The organism is Paenibacillus sp. UMB7766-LJ446 (genome assembly GCF_030226665.1).
In the GTDB taxonomy this organism is placed as follows: domain Bacteria; phylum Bacillota; class Bacilli; order Paenibacillales; family Paenibacillaceae; genus Paenibacillus; species Paenibacillus vandeheii.
Genome location: NZ_JASOYM010000001.1, coordinates 735,534 through 759,622, shown reverse-complemented (window position 1 = coordinate 759,622; position 24,089 = coordinate 735,534). Strand labels below are relative to the sequence as shown.

The 24,089-nt window shown below is 39.5% G+C and carries 25 protein-coding genes; 19 read left to right on the top strand and 6 right to left on the bottom strand.

Features of this window, described 5'->3' with window-relative positions; genetic code table 11:
- Positions 1–227 precede the first annotated feature (227 nt).
- The 13 genes from QP794_RS03840 (at position 228) to QP794_RS03780 (ending at position 9,537) form a co-directional block, all read left to right on the top strand.
- Positions 228–557 carry a low molecular weight protein tyrosine phosphatase family protein gene (locus tag QP794_RS03840; RefSeq protein WP_285075209.1) on the top strand — a complete coding sequence of 110 codons (330 nt, stop codon included), beginning with the start codon at positions 228–230 and terminating at the stop codon, positions 555–557.
- Between the two features lie 215 nt (positions 558–772).
- Complete coding sequence (locus tag QP794_RS03835) at positions 773–970, top strand: hypothetical protein (RefSeq protein WP_285075015.1); 198 nt, start codon at positions 773–775, stop codon at positions 968–970.
- On the top strand, positions 892–1,284 hold the full coding sequence (locus QP794_RS03830) for a DUF1643 domain-containing protein (RefSeq protein WP_350338846.1): 393 nt from the start codon (positions 892–894) through the stop codon (positions 1,282–1,284). The genes QP794_RS03835 and QP794_RS03830 overlap by 79 nt, the downstream gene beginning before the upstream one ends.
- Before the next feature lie 307 nt (positions 1,285–1,591).
- Positions 1,592–2,356, top strand: a complete 765-nt coding sequence (locus QP794_RS03825; RefSeq protein WP_285075014.1) for an HNH endonuclease — start codon at positions 1,592–1,594, stop codon at positions 2,354–2,356.
- A 203-nt stretch (positions 2,357–2,559) separates the two neighbouring features.
- A complete protein-coding gene (locus QP794_RS03820; protein WP_285075013.1) occupies positions 2,560–3,720 on the top strand; it encodes a DUF4062 domain-containing protein in 1,161 nt (386 codons plus the stop codon).
- A gap of 225 nt (positions 3,721–3,945) precedes the next feature.
- Positions 3,946–4,941, top strand: coding sequence for a DUF4062 domain-containing protein (locus QP794_RS03815; RefSeq protein ID WP_285075011.1), 996 nt, complete (start codon positions 3,946–3,948; stop codon positions 4,939–4,941).
- Between the two features lie 322 nt (positions 4,942–5,263).
- On the top strand, positions 5,264–5,629 hold the full coding sequence (locus tag QP794_RS03810) for a DUF4238 domain-containing protein (protein ID WP_285075009.1): 366 nt from the start codon (positions 5,264–5,266) through the stop codon (positions 5,627–5,629).
- Complete coding sequence (locus QP794_RS03805; protein WP_285075008.1) at positions 5,619–6,194, top strand: DUF4238 domain-containing protein; 576 nt, start codon at positions 5,619–5,621, stop codon at positions 6,192–6,194. Before QP794_RS03810 ends, QP794_RS03805 begins: the two co-directional genes overlap by 11 nt.
- Positions 6,195–6,573: 379 nt before the next feature.
- Positions 6,574–6,882, top strand: coding sequence for a hypothetical protein (locus QP794_RS03800; protein ID WP_285075006.1), 309 nt, complete (start codon positions 6,574–6,576; stop codon positions 6,880–6,882).
- Positions 6,872–7,573: a hypothetical protein gene (locus tag QP794_RS03795; protein ID WP_285075004.1), complete on the top strand. Its 702-nt coding sequence runs from the start codon at positions 6,872–6,874 to the stop codon at positions 7,571–7,573. The genes QP794_RS03800 and QP794_RS03795 overlap by 11 nt, the downstream gene beginning before the upstream one ends.
- Positions 7,574–8,232: 659 nt before the next feature.
- A complete protein-coding gene (locus tag QP794_RS03790) occupies positions 8,233–8,418 on the top strand; it encodes an aspartyl-phosphate phosphatase Spo0E family protein (RefSeq protein WP_285075002.1) in 186 nt (61 codons plus the stop codon).
- Positions 8,419–8,454: 36 nt separating this feature from the next.
- The gene (locus tag QP794_RS03785; protein ID WP_285075000.1) at positions 8,455–8,757 is read left to right on the top strand and encodes a hypothetical protein; all 303 of its coding nucleotides are present in this window, start codon (positions 8,455–8,457) and stop codon (positions 8,755–8,757) included.
- A gap of 180 nt (positions 8,758–8,937) precedes the next feature.
- Positions 8,938–9,537 (top strand): hypothetical protein, encoded by a 600-nt coding sequence (locus QP794_RS03780; RefSeq protein WP_285074998.1) that lies wholly within the window; start codon positions 8,938–8,940, stop codon positions 9,535–9,537.
- Between the two features lie 93 nt (positions 9,538–9,630).
- Here QP794_RS03780 and QP794_RS03775 read toward each other — a convergent pair whose 3' ends face one another.
- Positions 9,631–9,864, bottom strand: a complete 234-nt coding sequence (locus QP794_RS03775; protein WP_483311867.1) for a hypothetical protein — start codon at positions 9,862–9,864, stop codon at positions 9,631–9,633.
- A 428-nt stretch (positions 9,865–10,292) separates the two neighbouring features.
- Here QP794_RS03775 and QP794_RS03770 point away from each other — a divergent pair, with 428 nt between their 5' ends.
- Positions 10,293–11,183: a DUF6973 domain-containing protein gene (locus QP794_RS03770; RefSeq protein WP_285074996.1), complete on the top strand. Its 891-nt coding sequence runs from the start codon at positions 10,293–10,295 to the stop codon at positions 11,181–11,183.
- Positions 11,184–11,267: 84 nt separating this feature from the next.
- On the opposite strand, the gene QP794_RS03765 is transcribed toward QP794_RS03770, so the two are convergent.
- From QP794_RS03765 to QP794_RS03755, 3 genes are all read right to left on the bottom strand, one after another.
- Positions 11,268–12,950, bottom strand: coding sequence for a type 2 periplasmic-binding domain-containing protein (locus tag QP794_RS03765; protein WP_285074994.1), 1,683 nt, complete (start codon positions 12,948–12,950; stop codon positions 11,268–11,270).
- Positions 12,951–13,054: 104 nt separating this feature from the next.
- On the bottom strand, positions 13,055–14,665 hold the full coding sequence (locus tag QP794_RS03760; protein WP_285074992.1) for a response regulator transcription factor: 1,611 nt from the start codon (positions 14,663–14,665) through the stop codon (positions 13,055–13,057).
- Positions 14,666–15,097: 432 nt separating this feature from the next.
- Positions 15,098–16,906, bottom strand: a complete 1,809-nt coding sequence (locus QP794_RS03755; protein ID WP_285074990.1) for a sensor histidine kinase — start codon at positions 16,904–16,906, stop codon at positions 15,098–15,100.
- Between the two features lie 276 nt (positions 16,907–17,182).
- Between QP794_RS03755 and QP794_RS03750 the strand changes: the two genes are divergently transcribed.
- The 3 genes from QP794_RS03750 to QP794_RS03740 all read left to right on the top strand — a co-directional run bounded on the left by QP794_RS03750 (position 17,183) and on the right by QP794_RS03740 (position 19,773).
- Positions 17,183–18,040, top strand: coding sequence for an ABC transporter permease (locus QP794_RS03750; RefSeq protein ID WP_413379527.1), 858 nt, complete (start codon positions 17,183–17,185; stop codon positions 18,038–18,040).
- Between the two features lie 15 nt (positions 18,041–18,055).
- Positions 18,056–18,928: a carbohydrate ABC transporter permease gene (locus QP794_RS03745; RefSeq protein WP_285074989.1), complete on the top strand. Its 873-nt coding sequence runs from the start codon at positions 18,056–18,058 to the stop codon at positions 18,926–18,928.
- A 188-nt stretch (positions 18,929–19,116) separates the two neighbouring features.
- A complete protein-coding gene (locus QP794_RS03740) occupies positions 19,117–19,773 on the top strand; it encodes a hypothetical protein (RefSeq protein ID WP_285074987.1) in 657 nt (218 codons plus the stop codon).
- A 318-nt stretch (positions 19,774–20,091) separates the two neighbouring features.
- Here the strand turns inward: QP794_RS03740 and QP794_RS03735 are convergent, their stop codons facing one another.
- On the bottom strand, positions 20,092–20,679 hold the full coding sequence (locus QP794_RS03735) for an NAD(P)H oxidoreductase (protein ID WP_285074985.1): 588 nt from the start codon (positions 20,677–20,679) through the stop codon (positions 20,092–20,094).
- Positions 20,680–20,962: 283 nt separating this feature from the next.
- Between QP794_RS03735 and QP794_RS03730 the strand changes: the two genes are divergently transcribed.
- Both QP794_RS03730 and QP794_RS03725 read left to right on the top strand, forming a co-directional pair.
- Positions 20,963–21,280, top strand: a complete 318-nt coding sequence (locus QP794_RS03730; protein ID WP_459282236.1) for a winged helix-turn-helix transcriptional regulator — start codon at positions 20,963–20,965, stop codon at positions 21,278–21,280.
- Positions 21,281–22,046: 766 nt separating this feature from the next.
- Positions 22,047–22,910 (top strand): DUF4085 family protein, encoded by an 864-nt coding sequence (locus tag QP794_RS03725; protein WP_285074982.1) that lies wholly within the window; start codon positions 22,047–22,049, stop codon positions 22,908–22,910.
- 124 nt (positions 22,911–23,034) lie between these two features.
- Here QP794_RS03725 and QP794_RS03720 read toward each other — a convergent pair whose 3' ends face one another.
- Positions 23,035–24,087: an anti sigma factor C-terminal domain-containing protein gene (locus QP794_RS03720; protein ID WP_285074980.1), complete on the bottom strand. Its 1,053-nt coding sequence runs from the start codon at positions 24,085–24,087 to the stop codon at positions 23,035–23,037.
- Between the last annotated feature and the right edge of the window lie 2 nt (positions 24,088–24,089).

Genomic DNA, 24,089 nt, shown 5'->3' with positions numbered 1-24,089 from the left:
AAAGTAATCGTTATAATAACATCACATTGAAATGAAGTACTAAAAAGCAAGGAACATCCTATAACATAATATTCACGCGGCGGACATACGTCCTGGGTCCGGCATTCGCCGAACACTCGACATGCGTCGAGTCGTGAATACAGGAACGTTATAAGAAATCGGGTAAATTGCTTAAATTCAGGTGCTATAATAAACCAAAATAATAGATATGAGATAGGTGACGAAACATTAAATTACTATTTATTTGTAGTCGAAACAAATGGCGTAGCTTAACAGCAGAGAAGATTTTTGAAGGATACAATGGATATCAAGTACGATCTGCTGGAACAGAAGAGGGAGCTAGAATCAGAGTCACTGAAGGAAACATTGGATGGGCAGAAATAATTTTTGTAATGGAGAAAAAACATGTAAGAAGGCTTAAAGATAAATTCTCAAATAAACTAATAAACAAACGGTTGATATGCTTAAATATACCGGATGATTATGAATACATGGATGAAGAATTAATAGAGATATTGAAATCTAGAGTATCGGAATACATTGAAGTACCGGAATAATAGTTAAGAATAAAAGCAACGGAGTACGAAAAAGAGCATTTTGTAAGTAGTTTAAGGGAGACCCCGACATCTTATAACATAATATTCATGCTGCGGCTCCTATAGAGCCTTGGTCTGCGAGGTGAATTCGGAGAGGATTTTCAGCAGACAACCCCGTTGGGGTTCGTGAATACAGGAAAGTTAGATGAAATTCATGCAAAGAAGAGGATGAATGGATGATTGCTTACGATTGGACCAACATTGAGAAAGTAAAGTGTCACAAAGAAGTTGTTTGGAAGGATTTACAACATGGAGATGAAATTGAAAAGCGAGAATATTTAAGTGTGACTTTGAAATCGAGTGGAATCAAACAATTAACAGTTATTATGATGAATCCATCAAATGCAGATCAGAAGAATCAGATGCAACCATAAATAAAATAGTAAAGCACTTTAATAAAAATGATAACAAGTTATATAGGGATATAAAAACAATAAATATAGTGAATTTATTTTCTATTTGTAGTTCAAAATCTAAAGAACTCAACGAAAAACTCGAAAAAATTATTTTAAATAATGTAATAGAAGTGTCAGATATAATTTTTAGTAATAGAAGCATGATAGAAACAAAGATTTCAGATAGTGAATTTATAGTTTTAGCTTGGGGAGATTGCCCAATTGATTTTTATGCAACAACTTACTTTAGAGAAATAGAATATGTAATGAATTTTTTGAAGAAATTTGAGTAGAAAAAAACATTTATTTTTCATGTAGAGAACAAGAGAGCTAAAGCTCGAGGAGTAGCATACGACAATGAACTGACAAGCTTAAAAAATCCTGTTCATCCTTCTAATGGTGAGATCAAAAGTATGATAAAAATAAAGATTGACGCCTTAAATAGAATAATCCCTTATAAACATATAAGGATATGAACATCATCTAACATAATATTCACGCTGCGGACATTGTCCTTGGTCTGGCATTCGCCAGACACCCGACAGTCGTCGAGTCGTGAATACAGGAACGTTAGATGAAATTCAAACAAGGAGTAACAATATGTTAGAAATTATAAAAGATCAAGATGTTTTACAAGTGAAAATTTCCAGTAGTAATGGTATTCCTTTCAATCACATACTAGATAAATTAAAAGTGATGATCCCTAAAGAAGAACGTAAATGGAGTCCGACAAAAAAATGTTGGTTACTTCCCTCTAAATATTTGGATGAGCTGAATGACTTGAACGAATCTATTAGTTCTGGTGATTTAAGCATTGATAAAGAAGAACTAATTTTAGAAATTCAAATGTCTGGACTAAGAGATATTGAGTCTTTACCAAGGTCTATGAAAGAAAGAGCAAAGTGGGCTATTAAACATTTGATTGAAGATACTGAAGAAGTTGAAAAACAGTTTTCTATTTCTCGTAGTGAATGCGGCGTTTTTAATCCAGATGATAATTTATGGTATTTTGAATCTGGACGATATAGTAAATCCTCTCCGCAAGAGCATGATAAGAGCGTGATCAAAAGAGCGTACAAAAATTTAGAATATGCAAGAACTAATGGACATCGAGCATTTGAATTTTCAGAAATGATGGATTTTAAATTTAAATTTAGGCAATTGATTCTAGAAAAATTTGATTACGAATGCTTTATTTGTGGAATACCCGAATACATTAAGAAATTGAATATGCATAGAGTGATTCCAGGGAAAAATGGTGGCGAGTATGTTGAAGAGAACGTGGTTTTAGTTTGTCCAAAACATCATAGGATGGTTGAAGGTTGGTCATGGGAAGAAATTAATCAACTGAAAGCTAATTCATAGAAGATTTGAACATCATCTAACATAATATTCAAGCTAAAGCTCCTTGTGGAGCTTTGGTCTGCGGAAGGATTTCGAAGAGGCATTACAGCAGACAACCCCCTCAGGGGTTCTTGAATACAGGAACGTTAGGCGAAAGTTCTGAATCACTAGTGAAGAGTTTGAACTAACTCAACTAGATTATTACCAAAAAAAGGGGCTATACAATGGCTAATTTAAAAGTGTTTATATCTTCAACTTGTTATGATTTAAACGTAGTAAGATCTCAGCTTAGAAATTTCGTTAATAATTTCGGTTATGACCCAGTCATGAGCGATTATGCTGATGTATTATACGATCCGCGAGTACATACTCACACAAGTTGTGTTCAAGAAGTTACAAATTGTGACGTCTTGATTTTAATTATGGGTTCCCGTTTTGGAGGGAAAGCAATTCCTAAAGCAGCCGAAGTAGTAAATCTGGAGTATCTGAAAGATAAGAGTAAAAGTAATAAAATACTTGACGATTCTGCTAACCTGTCTATCACTCAATTAGAAGTTATTCGGGCAATAGAGTCAGGGATTCCAATATTCACCTTCGTAGAGAATAAGGTCATGCATGATCATCTAGTTTACGAGAAAAATAAAGACAAAGAATTTATTGAAAGCTTAGATTTCCCATCTTTTGCTGATAAACCAGAAACAGCGAAGTATGTCTTTGAATTTATAAACTTCTTAAGGCACAGAATCGAAAATAACAGCATAGTTAGTTTCAATAAAATGGAGGACATAGAATCGTATCTAAGAAAACAGTGGTCAGGATTACTTCAAAGATTATTGTATGAACAAAGATTTAAAAAGCAAGAAGAAATCAAAATAGATTATTTGGCAAATCAAATTGCCGACATAAAAACTGCGATAATGACATCTATTTCTAGTAGCGATCTAAAAGATACAGCAAGAGGTGCTATAAAATTTAGACATTTAGTGGATTTTTTTAGACAGCTTAAGAATTCAAATACAAGAGACTTACTATTATTAGACATAACATTTAAAGAACTCTTAACAAGATTAAGCATTATTGATATTATTCCCATTGATAATCCAAATAGGTTTAATCGGTTAACTGCTTTAATACTTGAAGATGGGACATTTTTTGAATTGCGATATCCGATTGGTTTCATTGAAAGGCTTAAAGATGACTGGATGGAATTCATTATTCTAAATCAAACAAGTAGACAAGCAATAATAAATGCTATCTATGATATTGATGATAATAGACCAATGAGAAATTTTCGATACATTAATAAGCAATTTAGTGATGTGTTTATTGAAAATCAAGACGGCGATTTGAATTTAGTACAAGATGAAGAAAATTCATCAGATTAATATTTTGGTAAAAAGCTAGGGAAATTAAATATTGATAATAATTCTGGCTTCTTATTGTTTCGTATATTTAAAGGGACCAGTCCCTTCGCCTAACATAATATTCACGCTGCGGACATTCGTCCTTGGTCCGGCATCCGCCGGACACCCGACATGCGTCGGCTCGTGAATACAGGAACGTTATAAGAAATCCCCGCAAAAACTAACTAATAGATAAGGATGGATAATATGGCAACTCCAAGGGTTTTTGTAAGTTCTACTTGTTTTGATTTATCAGAAGTCAGGGATAGTCTTGAAACTTTTATAAGAGGCTATAATTTTGTCCCAGTTTTAAGTGATAAAGGAGATGTGTTTTATAGTCCAGATTTACATTCTCATGATGCATGTATAAAAGAAGTTGAGAGTTGTCAACTCTTTATTTTGATAATCGGTGGAAGATTTGGTGGAGAGTATTATAAAGACAAAGAGAAAAGAGTTAACCTACCAAAGTCAATAACTAATAAAGAATATTTGGTTGCTAAAGATAATAATATTCCTGTTTTTACCTTTATCAAAAGAAACGTAATGGAGAACCATTTAATTTATAAGGATAATTTAAAGCACAATCCAAAAGCAGAGTCTGTATATTATTCTGCAATTGACAAACAAGAATATAGTAAATTAATTTTTGAATTTATAGATAATGTAAGGTTTTCTACAAATAATAATGCGATTTTTTCTTTTGATTATGCTAGAGAAATTCAAGAAAATTTAGCTAAACAATGGGCAGGAATGTTCTATGACTTTTTAATTGAAAGACAAAGAAATAACGAAATCTCTACAACAAATAAGCTAATAGAAAATCTAACAATTGCATCTGTGAAGACCGAAGAATTAATCAAAAAAATAATTACAAAAGAATTAGGAGAACAACAAGCTGAAGAAGTTATTAGTAACTTGGATAACGAAGCAGATACAAAGAAATTTTTTAATAGAGTATTTAGTTACTTTAGTGTATCGAGAAATAATATAAAAAAAATACTGAGTGAATTAATTGAAGTGAACAGTATGATTGATAATGGAATCTCGTGGCATGAATATTTAATAAAAAGTAAATTTTTCTATTATAGTTCTGAAATATATTCAAGCCAAGATGATGATTACAAGCATGAATTGACATTACTTTCTGATAAAGGTAATTATCTAATTGTGCTTAAGAGTGAATATATGACGAAATTACTATAAATACTAATAACGAAATGGAAACTCTTTTTAGTTCATTTACTGCCTTAAACATAGAACAAAGAGAAAAAGTATTGAGAACATTAGATTTGGTAAGTTAATCGTAGCAGGCGAGAACATCTTTTAACATAGCATTAACGCATCGTCACTACGCTCCCAGATCACGATGAAGCATTTGGCAGAGAAGCGAACTTACGTGAAAACCCTGCAAGGCTAAGTCTGCCGACCCGTTCCGCATGCGCTCCACTTAAGCCTTTCGGGTTCGTTAATGCACGAACGTTATAGGAAATCAGCATAAACAAAACTAAAAGTAAGGAGAATTTATATGGAGTCGAAAGCAGTATATCATCACCTCATACCTCAAACATATATGAGAGGATGGAAGCACGGGAAATCCTCTGTGTATTTAGTAGAGAAAGGAACTAAGAGCGTTGGGAATGAGAAGAGTACAAAAAAATTTGGCGGCATTGATCATTATCATTCTTTAAGAGCAGGCGCTCTTTCTCGTACTAAAGAAGATTGCAAAAGGTTTTTTGAACCATTAAAAGACTACGTAGTGAAGATAGATAAAGACTTAATTAATGATACGGAAGAAATGAACAATAGATTTTATGAATTTGATATTTGGAGTATATATCAGCCTGATGGTGATATTGTGACTGAAGCAGAAAAAAAAAGCCTTGAAAGATGAAATTCTATCCATTCATATCAGAGATATTGAGGGGGATTGGAATACAGAATATGAAAATTATTGGAATTCGATTGTTACAGATATTTCAAAAGAAGTATATAAGAATCCTACTGCTCAAAAACTCACTGCTATTAGATGTGATGATCTTATCAAATTTATGGTCTCGTTAGAGTGGAGGACGAAACCATATCATCCAGTCCTAAGTAAAATTTTAGATGCTTTTTGTGAAAATGTGTTTGATTTTAAATCTATTCATATTCCGGAGGAGGAACGTTTGTATCCTTTCTTGGAAACATGGTACGACGAAATGGCTCATAGTTATATTCTGAAATTATTCCGTGATTTCCTCGATGGAAAAGGATCTATTATGCTTGAAGCAAAAAAGATCATTAATGAACTTTGTACTGAATTATTTTTGGCTCCTGATGGATTCGAGTTTATAACCAGTGACAATCCTGTATGTAGATTTACAAATGATGATGGAGCCACAGAGTACGTCTTTCCGTTGACTCCGAAAATCGCTTGTAGAATTTCAAAAGGTGATAATCAAAGTGACTATATTTAAAAAAAACTTTCTAAAGAAGAACTCTTTTACTACAATAATAAACTTAAAGATAACTGCTATGAAGCGTACATTCTGAGAGAACAAAATTTAGCTCTGTATTTTGATAATTAAATTGCTAGATTCCTACACCTGTATATCTAAGGATAATCAGATTGATTTTTGAAGTGTTTCAAAGAAGATGCTGACATCATATAACAATATATTTACGTCTGGTTGTGAATACAGGAACGTTATAAGAAAAAGCCGCAAAGCATATAAGCTTAGTTAAACTTTAAGCTAACTGGCAGAAGAGTTTGATTTTTTTCCACAAAGAACCTTATCATAAATTACGCAATTAAATGAACGGACAATGGATTAGATTGAGAATGGAGGAAATAACGTGGAATTTCATTTAAAAGAAAATGGAATAGATTCATTGAGTATGGGGCTATCTTTTTATAATAAGTATTTAAACTATGTGATGATTGAAGACCTTCATACCGAAATACATACTGACGAATTTAGCAAAGACAGCTATTTAAAACTATCTGTCATTTGTATTCATAATGCGATAGAAATATTGACTAAAGACGCCTTATCTCAATTGAACGAATTACTGATCTATAGGGATTTGCCCTCAGATTTATTAGATACATTACTTAAAAGTAAAAAAGAAGGAGTTCAACTGCACAACTTACTTGATTTCTAATAATATTGAAGTTAAGACAATTGAGTACGTAGAGTGTATTAACAGAATAGACAAATTATATTCTATTAAGGACTCCTTTTATGTTGATTTAATTGAACTGGGTTACATTAGGAATAAGATAACCCATTTTGGTATTTCAAAAAAGAGTGATTATCATAAGGTGATAAATGTATTAAATAATGCCCTTACATTTATAGTACAAAATTATTTAGAGGTGAAGCAGGATTTTTTAGGTTCTGATGAAGATACGGTGGAGAATAATCTGGCTAACACTTTATTTACTGCAAGAGTAACTGAAAAACAATTGTGGAAGCATTTTTCCAGAGAGAAGTTAGAAGATACTCTTGAACATCTTCAGATAGCTGCCCAAATATATAACAATAAAGTTGATAAAGAAGTTGTAAAACCTTACGTAGATATCGGTATGATTTGTATTGATATTGATAATGCGGATGAAATAACCATTTACACTCAATCGATCCCATGGTTGGATTCGACGATATTTTATATCGGTTTCAATGATGAAATGAATCTACTTTTATTTGTAATTGATTATACAGAAAACGGAGTAGTATATATTTCGGATGGCGTGACTCTTTATAATGGCAACCCTTTTTATAAAAAAACTTGGATCAAAAATAAGAAATTTAAAAAAAGCAACTATGAGGGGCTTTACCCGGTTGTTTTCTAAATTGCATAATCAAGAATCTTTGATATACACGAAATAACAATTTTTGCTGTAGACCCATTATGATTCCGCTAACGGAAACGATAGCGGGAATGTTGTAAAGAACAAACTTGCAATAATTCAAAGAAGGCGGCTACATCTTATAACAAAACATTCATGCGGCGGCGTTCGCCTTGGTCTGCAGAAGGATTTTCAGGGAAGTAAATTCAGGCAGACTCATTGATTTCCCTTAGACATAGCTATCTTAGGGAAATCAACGTCATGAATGCGGTCCGTTATACAAAACCCCTAAACCAAACAAAACAAAAAGATACAACACATCTGAAAGTTGAGGATGAGATTAATGGAGGATCGAGTAGGAGCTTTTTAAAGCCTTGGTTGGAGGGGGAGAGATTTCTTAACAGACCAGTGAATTTGCTGTGACTGTGAGGTTGGATAAGAAGCTGAGAGTTGGTCTTATTATTGACACCGAAGTTTATATCGGTTTTTTTTATTTTTAATTCGATTGCCGCATTAAAGCAATCATAATTTATCTTAAAATTTGGATTAGATGAAAATATTAGTATTCAGTATCGGGTATAGATATTCGCATTAAAATTGACTGCTCACGTCTAGTCTTAACAAGACATGGCGCAGTTTAGACCCATCAGAGAGGTGCATGTATGAGCCGGTTGCTTGACTTATTGGAAGAGGAACGGCGCAAGCTTAATCAGCTTGGTGAGGCATCCTTGAAGCAAGCGATTCCGTTGTGGGAGAACCCTGAGGTTCAGGAACAGAGCCGGAGGGTGGATGAACTGGTGGCCCAAGTGAGTGAGATGAAGGCGAGACATAACCGATTTGTACGATGATGAGCGAGGTACATAACGCGTAGGGGAGGAGAAGCAATGGATTTTCCACGGTGGATGCAACGAGCGATTCAAGCAAGGCTGGATGAGGTGACTGCCCGGATCGAACATGATCCTGAACTGAGTCGAGTACGTGGGGGAACAGACGAAGCATTTGAAGTTTTGTTTGCAGGTAAGGATGTCGAGCAGACACCTGAATATACCGAGTGGGAGAATCGTTATATTGTCAGCAAAGGCATAGAAAATGAGCGGTTGTATATGCAGGGACTACGAGATGGCATTCAGCTCACAGTATCCTTGCTGGGTCAGTGGATGCCGGAGGAGACCGATACAGAGGCTTGATCCACTAATAGGAACCCGAAGCTACCTCGATCTTAACTTAAAAACCGGAGTCGAAGCGTGAATTCATCGCTTCGGTTCCGGTTTTAATGCTCTACTTTTCCAAATTCTAAATTAAGGAAAGGAGGGCATTGAGTATGTGTTAAGCTTAAACAAACAAAGGCAGAAGTGAGGTATGGTTATATGAAAAAAAGATCTAAATACTTAATCTTACTTTTTATGTTTATTGCGATTGTGTTTATTCTGCTTTTTTTAAATACCAATAAAAATGAAGCCAATGAGCCAATGGTTAATGGCAATAGCATTCAAGTCAAAAACTTTGATCTGGATGCCAAATCAACGAATTTAAAGACTATGACACAAGGATCGATATTCGTTGCAGGTGAGAAGCAGCATATTGATCATATCAAGATAGTAGCACATGTAGAGATTGACCCCACTGACTGGGGTGGTGTTGCATTTTATATCCCTGATCAATGGAGTGTCTTCAGCATCACCAGCAGTTACCCTGAACATCAATCGAAGTTGAAGCCTGCTGAGTATGTATCAACCTGGATGAATTCTTCTGATGACTCTTCATGGCGTACGATGATTGAGATTGGGAGAGAACGAAATTACATAGCAAATGGCGGAGGCACTGGAACGATTGTGATCGAATTAAGTCCAGATCAAAAGGGTGTGTTCACCTCTAATTCATTAAAGATTGGTATTGAGGTCGGATCAGAAGAGAAAGATGGAAAAAGAGTTATGGGTACAGATTCTGTTGAAGTTCCTGTATTTTAAAGTGCTGGGTTAACTAGATATAGAAAAACAAGCCGAAGCGATGGCAATGCACGCTTCGGCTTGTTATTTTGACCCGTGTTACTTCTTCAATCCTTACTTCGCACTTACCGACTTAAACCAATCATTCACTTCTTGCGTGATCTGATCTCCGCCATTGGATTTCCAGTTGGCGACGAATTGGTCAAAGGCATCAATTGGCAGTTTGCCGTAGATGATTTTGTTGAAGGTTTCCATCTCGGACTGGCGGAGCAGGTTCCATTTGGATACCATGGTTGGTGTGGCAGCGCCAGTAAAGTAGTTTTGTTTACGGATGTCGATCTGGGACATAACGACTTTACCTGCATACCAGTTTTCGGTTTGCGGAATTCGGCCATTTGTTTCTCGTAAGGTGTTTCAGGCTTCTCGTCTGTTGCTAAACTATCTAAATGAGATCAGAGATACACTTACTGAAATAAAAATCCTGAAATATGTAGTCCAAATGGATTATTTTTCAAGATAAACAAAACAAATGATAAGTTAGTGGTGTCTATATTTAGAGTAACATTGAAATTCGTTAAGGAGGTGAAGTATGAACTGGAGGAAGCTATTAATAGTTATTCTAGTACTTATTATTGTAGCTGGAGTTGCTATTTTATTATTTAATCGCTTTGGAGAAAATCTCAATAATTCTTATAAAATTATAGGATAAATGTTGACTTTTTATTTAAATTTAGAGATTATATAACATATATTACATTAAAAGGAGATGTTAATTAGTGAAATATAAAAAAGTTTCTATTTCTCTTATGTCAGCTGTTTTAGTGTTTTCGATGAGTAGCGCTGTGTTTGCTTCTGAAGGGATTTCTACACAAGATTCTAGACATGAGATTCAGAAGGAAGAGGTAAAGGTGGATGTAAGCCAACCAACTGATATAGAGAGACAAGCTATTGAAAGAGAAAATAAAGGAAAGCTATCTTTGAAATCTAATAAAACATATCCTGATGCAATTTCTAAATTGAATTATGACAATAAGGATATTATTTTTGAAGAACTGAAAACTTTTGAGAAATCGAATCCTGAGGCATCAGAGGATCAAATTAATGATTACTTTATAAGCCTATGTGAGAAATACAGTGAAAGTCCTTCAAGAAATAATACTCTTGCAACTGCTGGGATTGATTCAACATTTTATAATCTTGTGGAGGGAATGGTAGATTTAAATTCTAAAGAAAAAGAGTTGTATGCTGAGAATCCAAGTAGAGGGTTCAAAGCCATTGTAGCTGGGGATGAAGCTGCAAAATATACAGAATATAAGTTTGGAAGAAATGGACACAACGATAAAACAGATGCTTTTAGACATGCTGCTTGGAACATCTGGATTGTAGGATTTACTGATAGTGTTGGTTGGGCAAAATCTTGGACTGATGCTCACGAAACACATGCCCCCGGTAATCAGCCCGCAATCGAATTTAACATGGATATAAATAATAACACCGAAGGTAGAGTACAGGCTATAAATTCAAATATTTCAACTTCTAGTTCTGTTACTGCAACTAGAAATGCGATCAAAGCAGTTTATAAAAGTGGGAAATTGCAACATATTGTAAATGGGTCAAGGGTAAATTTCGTGGGTAAGGATAGTGACTTTGTAAACCAAGCAAATTAGGTAAAATCCCCACCTCTTACTTATAGTAAGAGGTGGGGATTTTACGTTTTCATAAGTGTTTCTAATAATATAACCTTTCAATTCTTACTTCGCACTTACCGATTTAAACCAATCATTCACTTCTTGCGTGATCTGATCTCCACCATTAGATTTCCAGTTGGCGACGAATTGATCAAAGGCATCAACCGGCAGTTGGCCGTAGATGATTTTGTTGAAGGTTTCCATCTCGGACTGGCGGAGCAGGTTCCATTTGGATACCATGGTTGGCGTTGCAGCGCCAGTGAAATAGTTTTGTTTACGAATGTCGATTTGCGACATTACGACTTTGGCAGCGGCCCAGTTTTCCGGTTTGCGGAACTCAGCCATTTGTTTCTCGTAAGGTGTTTCGGGTTTCTCGCCGTCAGCAAGTTTCACGAGTGTTTTCATGAACAGATCCGGAATACGAGCCGGGCCGGTCAGGAACGGGAACTCGTTGGAGAAGTCTTTGATCTTCTCTTTGTCACTGGTCGGTTGTCCGTCTACGATATCCCAGTCATAACCTTTAGCAAAGCCGTATTCATACTCACTGCCTGCAGCTGGGTTAGCCAGATTATCGAGCAAGTAGTTGTAGTACAGGAAGATTGCTTCTGGATGCTTGGCATCCTTGTTAATCATGATACTTGCGTTGACGCCAGAGTTCTGCCATTTCGTACCGATTTTGCCGTCTGGACCTGCTGGAATCGGATAGGCTTTGATTTTTGCGCCAGGTACGTTCTTGAGCAGATCGGGTGCAGGCCAGTCAGGAACCCAGTTCGCACCAGGCAGAATGCCTGCTTGGCCTTTCGTCCAGCTTTCTGATGCTTTACGTTCATCCCACAGGGCAGAGTCGACATGGATATATCCTTTTTCCATCCATTCACTCAGCTTGGCAAGGGCTTGCTTCGCACCGGGATTAATGGAGCCGTATTCCAGATCACCGCTCGCGTCCTTGTTCCATTGTTCTTGAATGGTGCCGTATGCGCCGAATAACCAGTCGAGCGAGCCCATCCAGGTATTCGTATTACTTTTCAGCGAGATCGCTAATGGGAATACTTTGTCAGGAGACAGGCCATCCGGGTTCTCGTTTTTGAATTTGTCCATGATATTCTCAAGATCTGCGATGGTCTTTGGAGCTTCCAGATTCAGTTTCTCCATCCAGTCTTCTCTAAGCCACAGCAGGGTATCGTCATTATCTGTATACTCCATGATCGGCATATTGTATTTCTTACCGTCCTTGGTGAACGGGTACCACAGCTCTGGATGAGTTGCAGCGTGATCTTTCAGCGTTTTGTTAGCGTACTTGTCGAACAACTCATCGATGGCGATGAATTGACCGGAGTCGATCAACTGATTGGTCAATACTGCATTGGTCGGTACGGTTACAAAATCAGGCAGCTTTTCGCCAGAGGCGATAGCCAGTTGAAGCTTTTGTCTGTATTGATCGTCATTGGCCGGATACCAGGTATCTTTATGCTTCATACCCAGCGTTTCCAGCATCCAGCGATCGTGAACGTTATTTTCTTTGGTATCCCCTTGCACGTATTTCTTCGGCATTAATACCGAACTGAATTCGATGGGTGGGTCGTATTTTCCTTTGGCAAAAGCAGCTTCTGCTTCAGCTGAACCGACGGGCGCCGGTGTATCATCTTTGGTACCATTGTCACTGGCTGTATCGCCACTGCCGCACGCAGTGATCGTGATGAGCGCGATAACCATGAGCAGTGACCACCATGTTTTGAATTTGATCATTGTTCAATCCCCCTACGATGTATGATCTTTACAAGTGTAACTGTACCAATTTGGACGGGAGGGCATCTATATGAGTTTGTTAGTTTCGATAGGACTCTATTATGTTATTTATGCTGGTCTCGGTACTCTTGCGGCGTGACGCCGAACTGGCGCTTGAACACTTTGATAAAATACGCCGGGTCCATGTAGCCAATTTCCATGCTGATTTCATATACTTTTTTGGTGGTCGTAACCAGTTTGTGACAGGCCCGATCTATACGCAGGCGCGAGATATAATCACTGATGCCTTCACCCGTTTCAATCTTATATATCTTGGACAAATGGGTCGGATGCAGATTAACATGGTCGGCCAGTACACGCAAAGAAACATCCAGATGCAGGTTTTTATCCGTGAAATCCTGAATCTTCTTCACATACTCGGAACGGATGTCCTTGATCTCGTTGGACGTGCCTTCCTTGAGTTTGGCGAGCACACTTAGCGACCATTTGCGCAGTTTACTGATGGTGGTGAAAGCTTCCCCACTCTGCAACCACTCGATATCGTCACCCATTAAATTAGCCAAAGTCAGCCTGTTTCGGTGTGCGAGATTGGTGAACGAAGCCGTAATTAAAAAACCAGCCTCCATACAATGCTCCCACGATTCCGACCATTTCTCATCCAGCTCCGCACAGACGGCTAGTATTTTTTCTTCTGCCGCATCCCATTGACCACTCTCTAACAGATGAATGAAAGTGGGTGGGGTATACAGGACATCCAGCGGACCTTGTGCCGACGGAGTCTCCACGTCGCTGACCCGCATGACGAATTCACGCTCGTCGCCGACAATTTGCCGGAAATAAGCGGAGGCCTGCCGAAAACGATCATATAGCTGATCGGGAAACGTGAACCACTCGGTGATGACGATGGAGAGGGACCCCTTCAGAAACTGCTTAACTTTGGACTGAAGTTGTACGGAAAGCTTCTCCAGTATGGTTTCTTTGCCAATGTCCGTATCGTTCTCTTTCAGTTGAAGCAGAAATACCAGATATCCATGCTCCTCCTTCACGCCCCACACTTCCATAAACTCACCCATAATCTCTTCCGCCATATTGATGACCGCATATTCAAGCAAGGTTTGATCGTTGTTGTCATATTTCCCGAATTCTTCTTCCATACGTACAAGCATTAATGCACAATTCCCGGCGTAGAAGGGTAGATCGTAATTCGCAAGTTTACGTGCCCATTCGCTGGAGGCAATTCGATGTCCCTGCAAAGCTTCAAGAAGCAGTCGACCCCGCAAATGCGGCAGATTCTCCCGCAGGGTAAACTGGGTTCGTTTCAGTGAGCTTACGAGTTCCCATTCGGTATTTAATTGATCGATGGCCTTCTGAACGGCATCCATTAATTCATCATCCGTCGGTGGCTTCAGCAAGTAATCGACGGCCTCGAACTGGATGGCTTTTTTGGCATAATCAAATTCGGAATGTCCGGATAAAAGAATACACTTTATTTTTTTGTCACGGACTCTGATCCGTTCGATCAGTTCAATACCAGTCATTTCAGGCATTTGAATATCCGAGATCACAATATCTATAGGGTGTGTATCGATCAGTTGAAGTGCTTCGTGTGCCGAGTATGCTTTGTGCACCTGTTCGATCCCGAGCGTATGCCAGGGTTTGGTCATGGACAGGTTATCTACCCAGTGTGCTTCATCGTCTACGATGATCATTTGCATGATGTTTGTCTCCCTTGGTGGTTGGTATATAAGGCCAATAATTAAAATTAAAGGATACGTGAAGTGAACAAAGTCACTACGGATTTGTAGGGTTCTTTCGATCGCTGTTCAAGCCCCATTTTTTGAATTAGAAGATTGTAAGGTTAAAATGGTGCTTGAAAGGCGAACGCTTCGCTTCTACAGAATCCCTTCAATCCTTCGCTTAGGTTCACATGTACTCTAACCCTTTATTCTAAACAAGGCCTTATATAAAGGTGGAATTGTAATAATGGCGAAGCCTATGCCCCTATTCAGCCTTCTTTCAACAAAGGCTTTCAGGAAAGCACTTCCTTACACTTCGCTTCTTCAGTTTTTTCTGTCCTCTACGTTCACGTGCAAATGGTTAGTTAAAATTAAATCGTCAACTTATCGTTAGTATCGATATCAATGATATCAATTCGTATTGGTATTTCCTTTATCGGAATCAGTATCCTCTTTTGGGATCTCCCAGATCATCTCGGTTCGGAATCCGCCGAGAGGGGATGGGCCGAATAGGAGGTAGGACTGATTACCGAATAGGTGCATGATTCGCTGATTCGTGTTCCAGAGGCCACAGCCCATTTCCTCCTGCAGCGGCTGCTGCATTTTCAGATTCAACGCCTCCAACTGATCCGTGCTCAAGCCATGTCCGTCATCATCAATGTAAATTTTGCAGAACCCGTTCGAGCTCTCGCCAGTAATTCGAATTTCACCGGATGAATACGACTTCGCGACGCCGTGAATGACGGAATTCTCCACAATCGGTTGCAGCATTAATCGTGGTACCGACTGGGCAAGCATATCTTCAGGGATGTCGATGTGATATTCGATTCGTCCATTACGCAGTTTCTGGATATCCAAATAGTTGACGAGCAGATTGATTTCTTCTTTTAGAGAAGATGTCTCCCGCTCCACTCGTGTCGTATATCGATAGTAGGCACTGAGGTTATGCGCCATGGAGACGACGGCATGCTCATCCTTCATCTGGGCCATGTTGATGATATAGCCAAGACAGTTATATAGAAAATGAGGATTGATCTGCGCCTGTAACTGCTTCAGGGTAGCTTCCTTGGCTCTGATCTTTTCCTGGAACACGTTCTCGATCAGGTCTTGAATCTGATGGGACATATCGTTGAATCGTTGAAACAGAAACGAGAACTCATTCTGATCCTTGCTATGCAGACGTACGGAATAATCTCCGCGCTGCACGCGGCGTAAGCCCTGGATCAGCTTTTTGATCGGATATTGAATGTTTCTATATAACAGGATCGAAGCGGAAATGCCCACCACAAACAGCAAAATCATAAACAGATAGAACAAGTTCCGACTGAGCGAGATCGGCTGCAGAATCTGATAGAGTGGTACCACGTCGACCAAATGCCAATCCAGATAGTAGGATTTCACCGAGCTAACGAGATACTTTTTCCCGTTCAGCTTGACGACATCCTGTGTGGTATCCTCAGACGAGTGTTCATCCAGATAACGAATGAGCTCTTCGGACAGCTGCTTGTCTGCACTGCGGTTCAGAATGGGCGAATTTCCTTTGTGATAAAAGAAGGGATCACCTTGTCCACCTGCCTTATACGTATCCAGCATGTTCTGAATGTTCTCATAACTGAAGCTGGCTTCGATCACCAGATTGCTACCCGTCAACATGCCCGGCTGGGCCAAGGAATCCGTAAAGAACCAGTAAAAGGATTTCATATCCTCTTTTGACTCGGCACCATCACCATACGTCCATTGTCCGCTCATATTTCTTTTCAGGTAATTCTCATCATACCCGGTTGTTCTATTATAGTTGGCAATGACATCTTGATTCTGCTGTGAATGCACAGCATATCGGGTAGGCCATATATCGGTAACCCCGGATTGAAGCATCAGCTTTTCCTGAATGACATATCGGGTCTGCATCTTGTCATAACGATCATTCCAAATGTTCAAGCCATTGAATGCTCTGACATTGGGATCTCTGGAGAGAATAAGACTGAAATCCATCATCTGATTGATGCGGGAATCGATCTGACTGGATAAAAACGTGAGCTGCTTCGTATTGGAAACCTGTAGCTCTTTGCGAACAACATCATAAGTGACGTTGTTCGAGTAGGTATACATGATAATAATGGGGATGAACAGGACCACAATTAAACAGTTTATTTTGGCAAACAGACTAAACCGGGATCTGGATGTTCTTCCAAATGATATAAAGCGCTTCCATATATTCATAAAGTGTCTCCTTCAAATTCGTGTGTAAACAACCTCTTCAGATGATATTCCTAACAAAACACTATCAAGCCTAACAATGTTATATAGTCAGACCTGAGAAATGCCTGATACTATTTATAGCAGAGATCCCCATTACACACAAAAACTTTTTTTTGGGAACAGGAGCGCGCTATGGAGGCTAATATGGAAGCTAACCGGGTACCTCAGGCGGACATTGGGAGCAAGCCGAACAGAAAAACAAAAAAACGCTATAAACAACCATGGATTCTGCACTTGATGGTGTTGCCGGCGGCTATTATGGTCTTTATTTTTTCATACATTCCGATGTCCGGGATTTTGATGGCATTTCAAGATTATAAACCTGCACTTGGTTTTTTCGATTCCGAATGGGTCGGACTGAAGCATTTCAGATACATGTGGGAAAATGATTATTTCTTGCAAATTACGTGGAATACGCTGTTTTTTGCCTGTTCCAAGATTATCATGAACCTCATTATTCCGTTTGTCTTCGCCTTATTACTTAATGAGGTACGGAAGATGGCGCTGAAAAGAACGATTCAAACGCTCGTGTATCTTCCGCACTTTTTATCTTGGGTTACACTGTCAGGCATTCTGATCGACATTCTGGCACAGACGGGTATTGTCAATCAGTTCCTGGTTTCGGTATTCGGCATCAAGCCGATCTTCTTTCTTGGGGATGGCAGCTGGTTCCGGTTTACCATTATTGCGAGTGATGTCTGGAAAGAGTTTGGATTCAATACGATCATTTTCCTCGCGGCATTGTCCGGCATTAACCCGTCACTGTATGAAGCGGCTGAAGTAGATGGGGCGGGGCGCTGGAAGCAAACGATGTATATTACCATCCCGGCACTTATTCCGATTGGGATCGTAATCGCAACGCTGGCACTGGGTAATGTGCTTAATGCCAACTTTGACCAGATCTTTAACTTATATAGTCCGTTGATTTACCAGCAAGGGGATATTATTGATACTTTTGTGTATAGAGAAGGTCTGCTAAGTGGACAGTTCAGTTTCGCTACCGCCGTGAATCTGTTCAAATCGGTCATTAGCTTGATCCTGATTGTGATCTCCTACCGACTGGCTTACCGATTCGCTGGATACCGAATTTTCTAGAAAGGATGACGAGACATGTATCATAAAACGATGCCTTACCGCATATTCAGCATATTCAATAATGTGTTCCTGACCATCCTTTCACTGCTCAGCTTGCTGCCTTTATATCATTTGTTCATGATATCACTAAGTGCATCCGCACCTGCCAATGCCGGCCTGGTTACATTCTGGCCGATTGGTTTTACATTAGAAGCATATACGAAGACATTTGCTAATACTAACTTCCTCTCATCTTTGAGAGTGTCCGTGGAGCGGACGGTGCTGGGTACAGGACTTGCGTTAATCGTGAATACGATTGCAGCCTATGCGCTCTCCAAGGAAACGCGGGTGTTCCGTGCACGCAACATCTATCTATGGTATTTTGTCATCACGATGCTGTTCAGTGGTGGCCTCATTCCGGGGTATATCCTGATTCTAAAGCTGGGATTAATGAATACATTACTGGCATTGATCCTGCCAGGACTGGTTGCGGTATTTAACATCATTCTGCTGCTGAATTTCTTCCGTACCGTTCCAAAAGATCTAGAGGAAGCCGCTTTTATCGACGGTGCAGGACACTTTCAGACGTTTATCAAAATCTATCTGCCCGTCTCCGTACCCGTCATTGCAACAGTCTCCCTGTTCATGATGGTCGGACATTGGAATGCGTATTTTGACGGGATCATCTATATCCGTGATGCAGAAAAGCTGCCACTGGCAACATTCATGCAGACAATTATCGTTCAGGCCGACATGTCGAAGCTCGATCCGGAACTCGTCGCCAATCTGTCCCAACGGACCATTCGGGCTTCACAGATCTTTATTAGCGCACTGCCGATCCTGCTCGTGTATCCGTTCCTGCAACGGTACTTTGTAACCGGGATCGTGGTTGGGGCTGTGAAGGAGTAGTCGCGTGTAGAGGTTAGAATAGGGTATGAAAAAGGAGCTGCTGAACTGGGGAAGGCCAGGGAGGTGGCTTCTTTTTTTGCTGAAAAATATGTTGCCCGTATGTAGTGGATTACCTTTACTTGAATAAAATGGTACGATGAGATGATGAGAAAGTTATCCTTATTATCTATATCGAGGGGTGTGTATAAGTGAAAAAGATGTTAATCGTTACCCTTGTTTTGTCGTTACTAAGTGCATCCATGGCTTATAAAGCTTTAAGTGCATCAAAAAAGATAAGTGTGGTATTTAACGAAAAAGAACTAAAGACCCGAGCGGGTGCCGAACCCCAAATCATAGACGGTCATGTGTATATCCCGGCCAACATTCTTCGAGGTGCTAGATTTTCGGTAGAATATAAAAACTCAACACTTCATCTTGTGAATAGTTACTTTCTTTACATGAGAAATTTAATGGAGATGCATGTTTTCAATCATGTTTTCACAACTCGATTCAACAAGATCGACCAAGAAGTGGTTAATATTCTCGGTAAAGTGATATTAGAAGAGTCAGTAGACTTCTCGAAATTACAACAGTTCATAGAGGAAGCTGAATCGAATGTTGGTATCAGTCCAGAGGCATTTACTCCCGTACTGGATTATAATTCATATGATTTTTCTCCTGCGAGGGAAAGTGTAGAAGCATACCAAAAAGCAAGTCTTGAGTTAATAACTTATGCCGATACCGGAGACAAGGAAAGATTAAAGTCTTTCTATCAAGAGAGAAAAAAAGCACTTGAGTACTATGATAGTTACACCCATGTGTATGATTCTATTTTTAAAGCGAGTTTTACTAGTGCAGTGAGATAGGAAGATAGGAAGGAAAATGTTGATGATTCAAGAGAATCAAAACTCATGGTCCGTTTGTATATCAAGTGACTTTGAATAGAACTTTTTGAACTTTGGTCTATGTAGCAAGTGCGTATCCCCTTCTCTCGACAGTGTTAAATAACAGACTAGGTCGCTCATCGGAGCGACCTTTTTGCTGTGTTTGAGTGTAGTTGTTCTATTAACGTAATCGCGCAAGGTTAACGGGATGGTTAAAGTGATTTATTTTTACAAGAAGGCCTTCGAGCCACAGAAATTAAAAACTAATCGTTCGGTCCTCATATTAGGGTCATATTACCGTTATGGTGTCGGATTATCAGTGGCATAATTCAACCCTAACTGTTGCGCCTGCTTCAACAATGTCTCGTAATGCTCAGGCTTCGCATCCAGCGTTTCATATAAAAATTCAACGCTCGACTGGGGCACGCCGCAGTAATTGGAAATACCCACATTGAGCAGATTTGTGATTGACTCATCATAATTACGCTTCTTCATTTGTTCTTCCGTCACGCCCGCAAGAGCAATCCACAATATCTGCTGATGATGCAGCTTGTTTGTGCCGTAGGCAAACCCGTTGTTCATGACACGATCCACATAGCCTTTCAGCATGGCTGGCAGATGCCACCACCAGAGAGGAAACACAAAAGCGACAGCATCGTGCTTCTTCAATCGCTCCATCTCCGTTTCAATCTCAGGGGAGAACACCTGATGTTCTTCAGTGAAGTCAGGTTCATCTATGCCTCGGAGAATCGGGTCGAAGCCAATCTCATGCAAATCCAATATCTCATAACCGTGACCAGCCTCGGCCAGACCCTGCACGAAACGATCGGTAACCTGAAAGGTCAGGGAATCTTTTCTCGAATGCGACACAACGACTAATACGTTCATAATTGCATTTCACTACCTTTCTCTTAGCAGTCTTGTAGCCATGGCTTCATCGCTGATGCTATTATAAACAGGAATGAAAACATCTGGAAGTACGCACTTTGATGTTCTATAGGAAGAATGAAGTGCCATAGGAACATGAATGTACCCTGAATTGACCCACTGAAATAGGGTTTAAATAGTGGACCGAAAAGAAGTGGAGAAGGAGGGATGTACGTTGACGGAACAGGGACAAACGGGCTCACCCAAGAAATATAGAGTAGGCGTGGAAGTGGCTTTGGAAGTGATGGGCGGGAAGTGGAAGCCTTTGATTATTTATCATTTGATGACAGGGCGGAAACGTACTTCAGAATTGCGGCGGTTAATACCGGACATTACGCAGAAAATGCTGACAACACAGCTTAGAGGTCTGGAAAAAGATGAGATTGTACAGCGAAAGGTATATTCGGAGGTTCCCCCTAAAGTGGAATATGAGTTGACTGACTATGGCTGGGGATTAAAGCCTGCCCTGGACCATTTGTGTTATTGGGGAGAGGAGCACCTGGAGAAGGTTCACGGGGATAAATCTAAAGTTTTGGAGGAGTTTGACTCTCCAGAGCGTTGAATAGAGGGGAGAAGATAGGGTATGTGGACGAGAGCTAGCCTGTCCAGTTAAATCATGAACATAGCGATTACCCATGGATGACGTTTGACGAAGCGAAATTGCCGGAAGCGATGATATTTTGCATTTTGTTGAAAAGCATGGAAGACTCCTTCCAAGTAGCTGAGGATTGATGGAAATTTTGAATAGGAGGGATAGCTTATCACATATTCGACGACTTACCCAAGAGCTGTAGTGAATTTAATATGCATGCTGGCCATTGAAGTTATTTTTTTCAGAAATGTTATATTCGACGAAAATGGTATTCTGAAGTCTTTCCTGATCGTTATATTGACATTTATTCTGGGTTATATCATTTTTCTGATTCGGCGTTTGTTTTTTACCAAACCCAGCATTACGCTGGAAAGCGATCATGTGATCTCTACAAAACATCGGAAATATGATGCATCCCAGATTGAGTGTATTTATGTAAATTACAAACGGATAGGTTTTAAACTCTATGGAAAACGGTTAGTGCCGATGGATTTATGCTTTTATTTCCAAAGAAATCAGGAGACCGAAGGATTAGAGGAGTTACATGCATGGGCAGCACGGAATCATAAAGATATAAAACACAAGTTCTTTCAAACCTTAGCTTAGAATTGTACTTTTATTGCATTGAGACCGTCATGTCATTAGGGCATAATGCTGTTCACTTTTGCCAGTTCCCTTACATCAGCGAGCGGTGAATTTAAAGGTCTAATTCAGAATATCAACAGGAGAGATGCCCATGAAATATTTAACAAAAGAATGGTACGAAACGTGTCAGCAGATGGGTCTTCATTTTGGCTTAAGAGTACATAACGGAGCTTGCGAATGGAACGAAGCTCTTTTCCAACGGCTGTATAAAAGAAAGGAAAATGAACATATAAAGCAGGAGCGCGAAATGTATGACATTGATCCCCGTTACATGTTAGCTCATGATGGTCAGGTGCTCACTCGTGTAGACAAAGCTTTTAGTGGGGAAGAGGTGTCGGAAGAGGATCAGATCGTGTACCACATGCCACCGGAAGAGCGTGCTCATATTGAGAAGCTGATCGCCAATTATGATGCGCGTCCACCTTTTGACGCGAAGAAATGCAAAGAAGAGTACAAAGAAGCGATGAAGTGGAATTTTGAGCATCAGACGGAGCGTTTGCCAAAGGAAATCCTGGGACAAATTGCAGATATCCGTGTGTTTACGCTGGGGTATTGCACAAGAGAAATATTGCGGCAGTTGAAGAAACAGAGCGCGGAAAACAGGAAAGAGATGGACCGCATATCGAAAGAATACAGGGAAGCTATTGTGGCACAGGATATTCCAGGTGAAATACATAGCCGGGTTCAATTTCATGATTGTACAGTGACGGAACTGCTGACAGGAGAGGAATTTGTCATTCGTTTTGATACCCGTGGAGGTTTCACCAATATAAATAAACTTACGCTCGTTAATCCCGAAATCATCAAGCAAGAGGGAGAGATTGTCGGCAGTTACTGGCTGTATCAAGAGCTTTATCGGATTGATCAGGGGTATGAGTTGCATGTTCTTTTTGGAGGGGCACCTATGCCTGAACTGATTGTTCGCTGTGAAGATATTCTCGCTGATGAAGAGTGAGACAGAGGCGGCGGTAGAGAAACTGAGCTTCTCGTAACAATAACGTGACACAAGGTAAAAAGAAATCAGAAAAAAGAGATAATACCACTGATTAAACAGGTATTATCTCTTTTTAATATAAATTTTAATTCCAATTCCATGTCTCTACACGATTCAATTGAAAATGATGGAATTCCGATAGCTTTGTAATCTTCTCCAACTCACGTATGGGACCAGTAACCACCGCGCCATATACTTGAATGCCATTCTTTTTTAAATAGGTAAGACGTTGTTTATCCAGTTCAGCACCACTGTATTCAAGATGGTTTGACATCCATTCTAGATCAGACATCATCGCTTGAACTTGTTCCTGCATCTGTCCTGAATCGTCTGGGACAAAGTAATTAAACCATCTTGCACCATTGTCATTGAATTCATAAAGAGGCTTAAGGCTAAGATGAGGAATATTATAGTCGAACATTCCTGCGCGTGAATACGAAACACCAGGCTCGGTGAATTCGCCTGAATAGATCGGCATGGCAGTCACCGCAACATCGTAATCTGAAAGGAGCCGCAACAGTTGGTCGGGAGACGCTAGATCTTTCAGGGATAATGACATCTCTGCGACATGTCCATCATCAATTTTACCTAGCCGCTTAAGGCTACTACTTTCCTCAGAATCATTATGATCAGATTTACCATCGACTATTGAATAAGGGAGATAGAAAGGGCCAGGGTTATTGCCATTCATATACGCTCCTGTATTAGTAATCGCATAGGTGAATTTACCGGTTATACTGAGTTCAGCTTGAATTTCACCTGTGATTACTTCCCATGAGCCCACGTGTCGATATATTTTCAGATTAGCTTTCTGAGTTAGAAACGGGGTTACTTCAAAAGGTTCAACAGATATTCTTTTTTCTACACGAAGTCCATCACCATGCATTTCAACAACAGATATTATGGAACGCATGAAATTGTTACGTACCTCTGATTGATCAAAATAAATATGGAGGGACGATACATAGATGTAATAGACCATAAATACTAGAAAAAGAGCTCCTCCTGCATTAAGGAAAAATTTCCATCTCGTTTTCCAAACCATTCTTTTAAACTGCTTATGACCCCATTCAGGATGCTGATACTCAAAATCATCTTCCTGAAATACACGTTCCTCATCATGTGGTGTTTTAGACATTC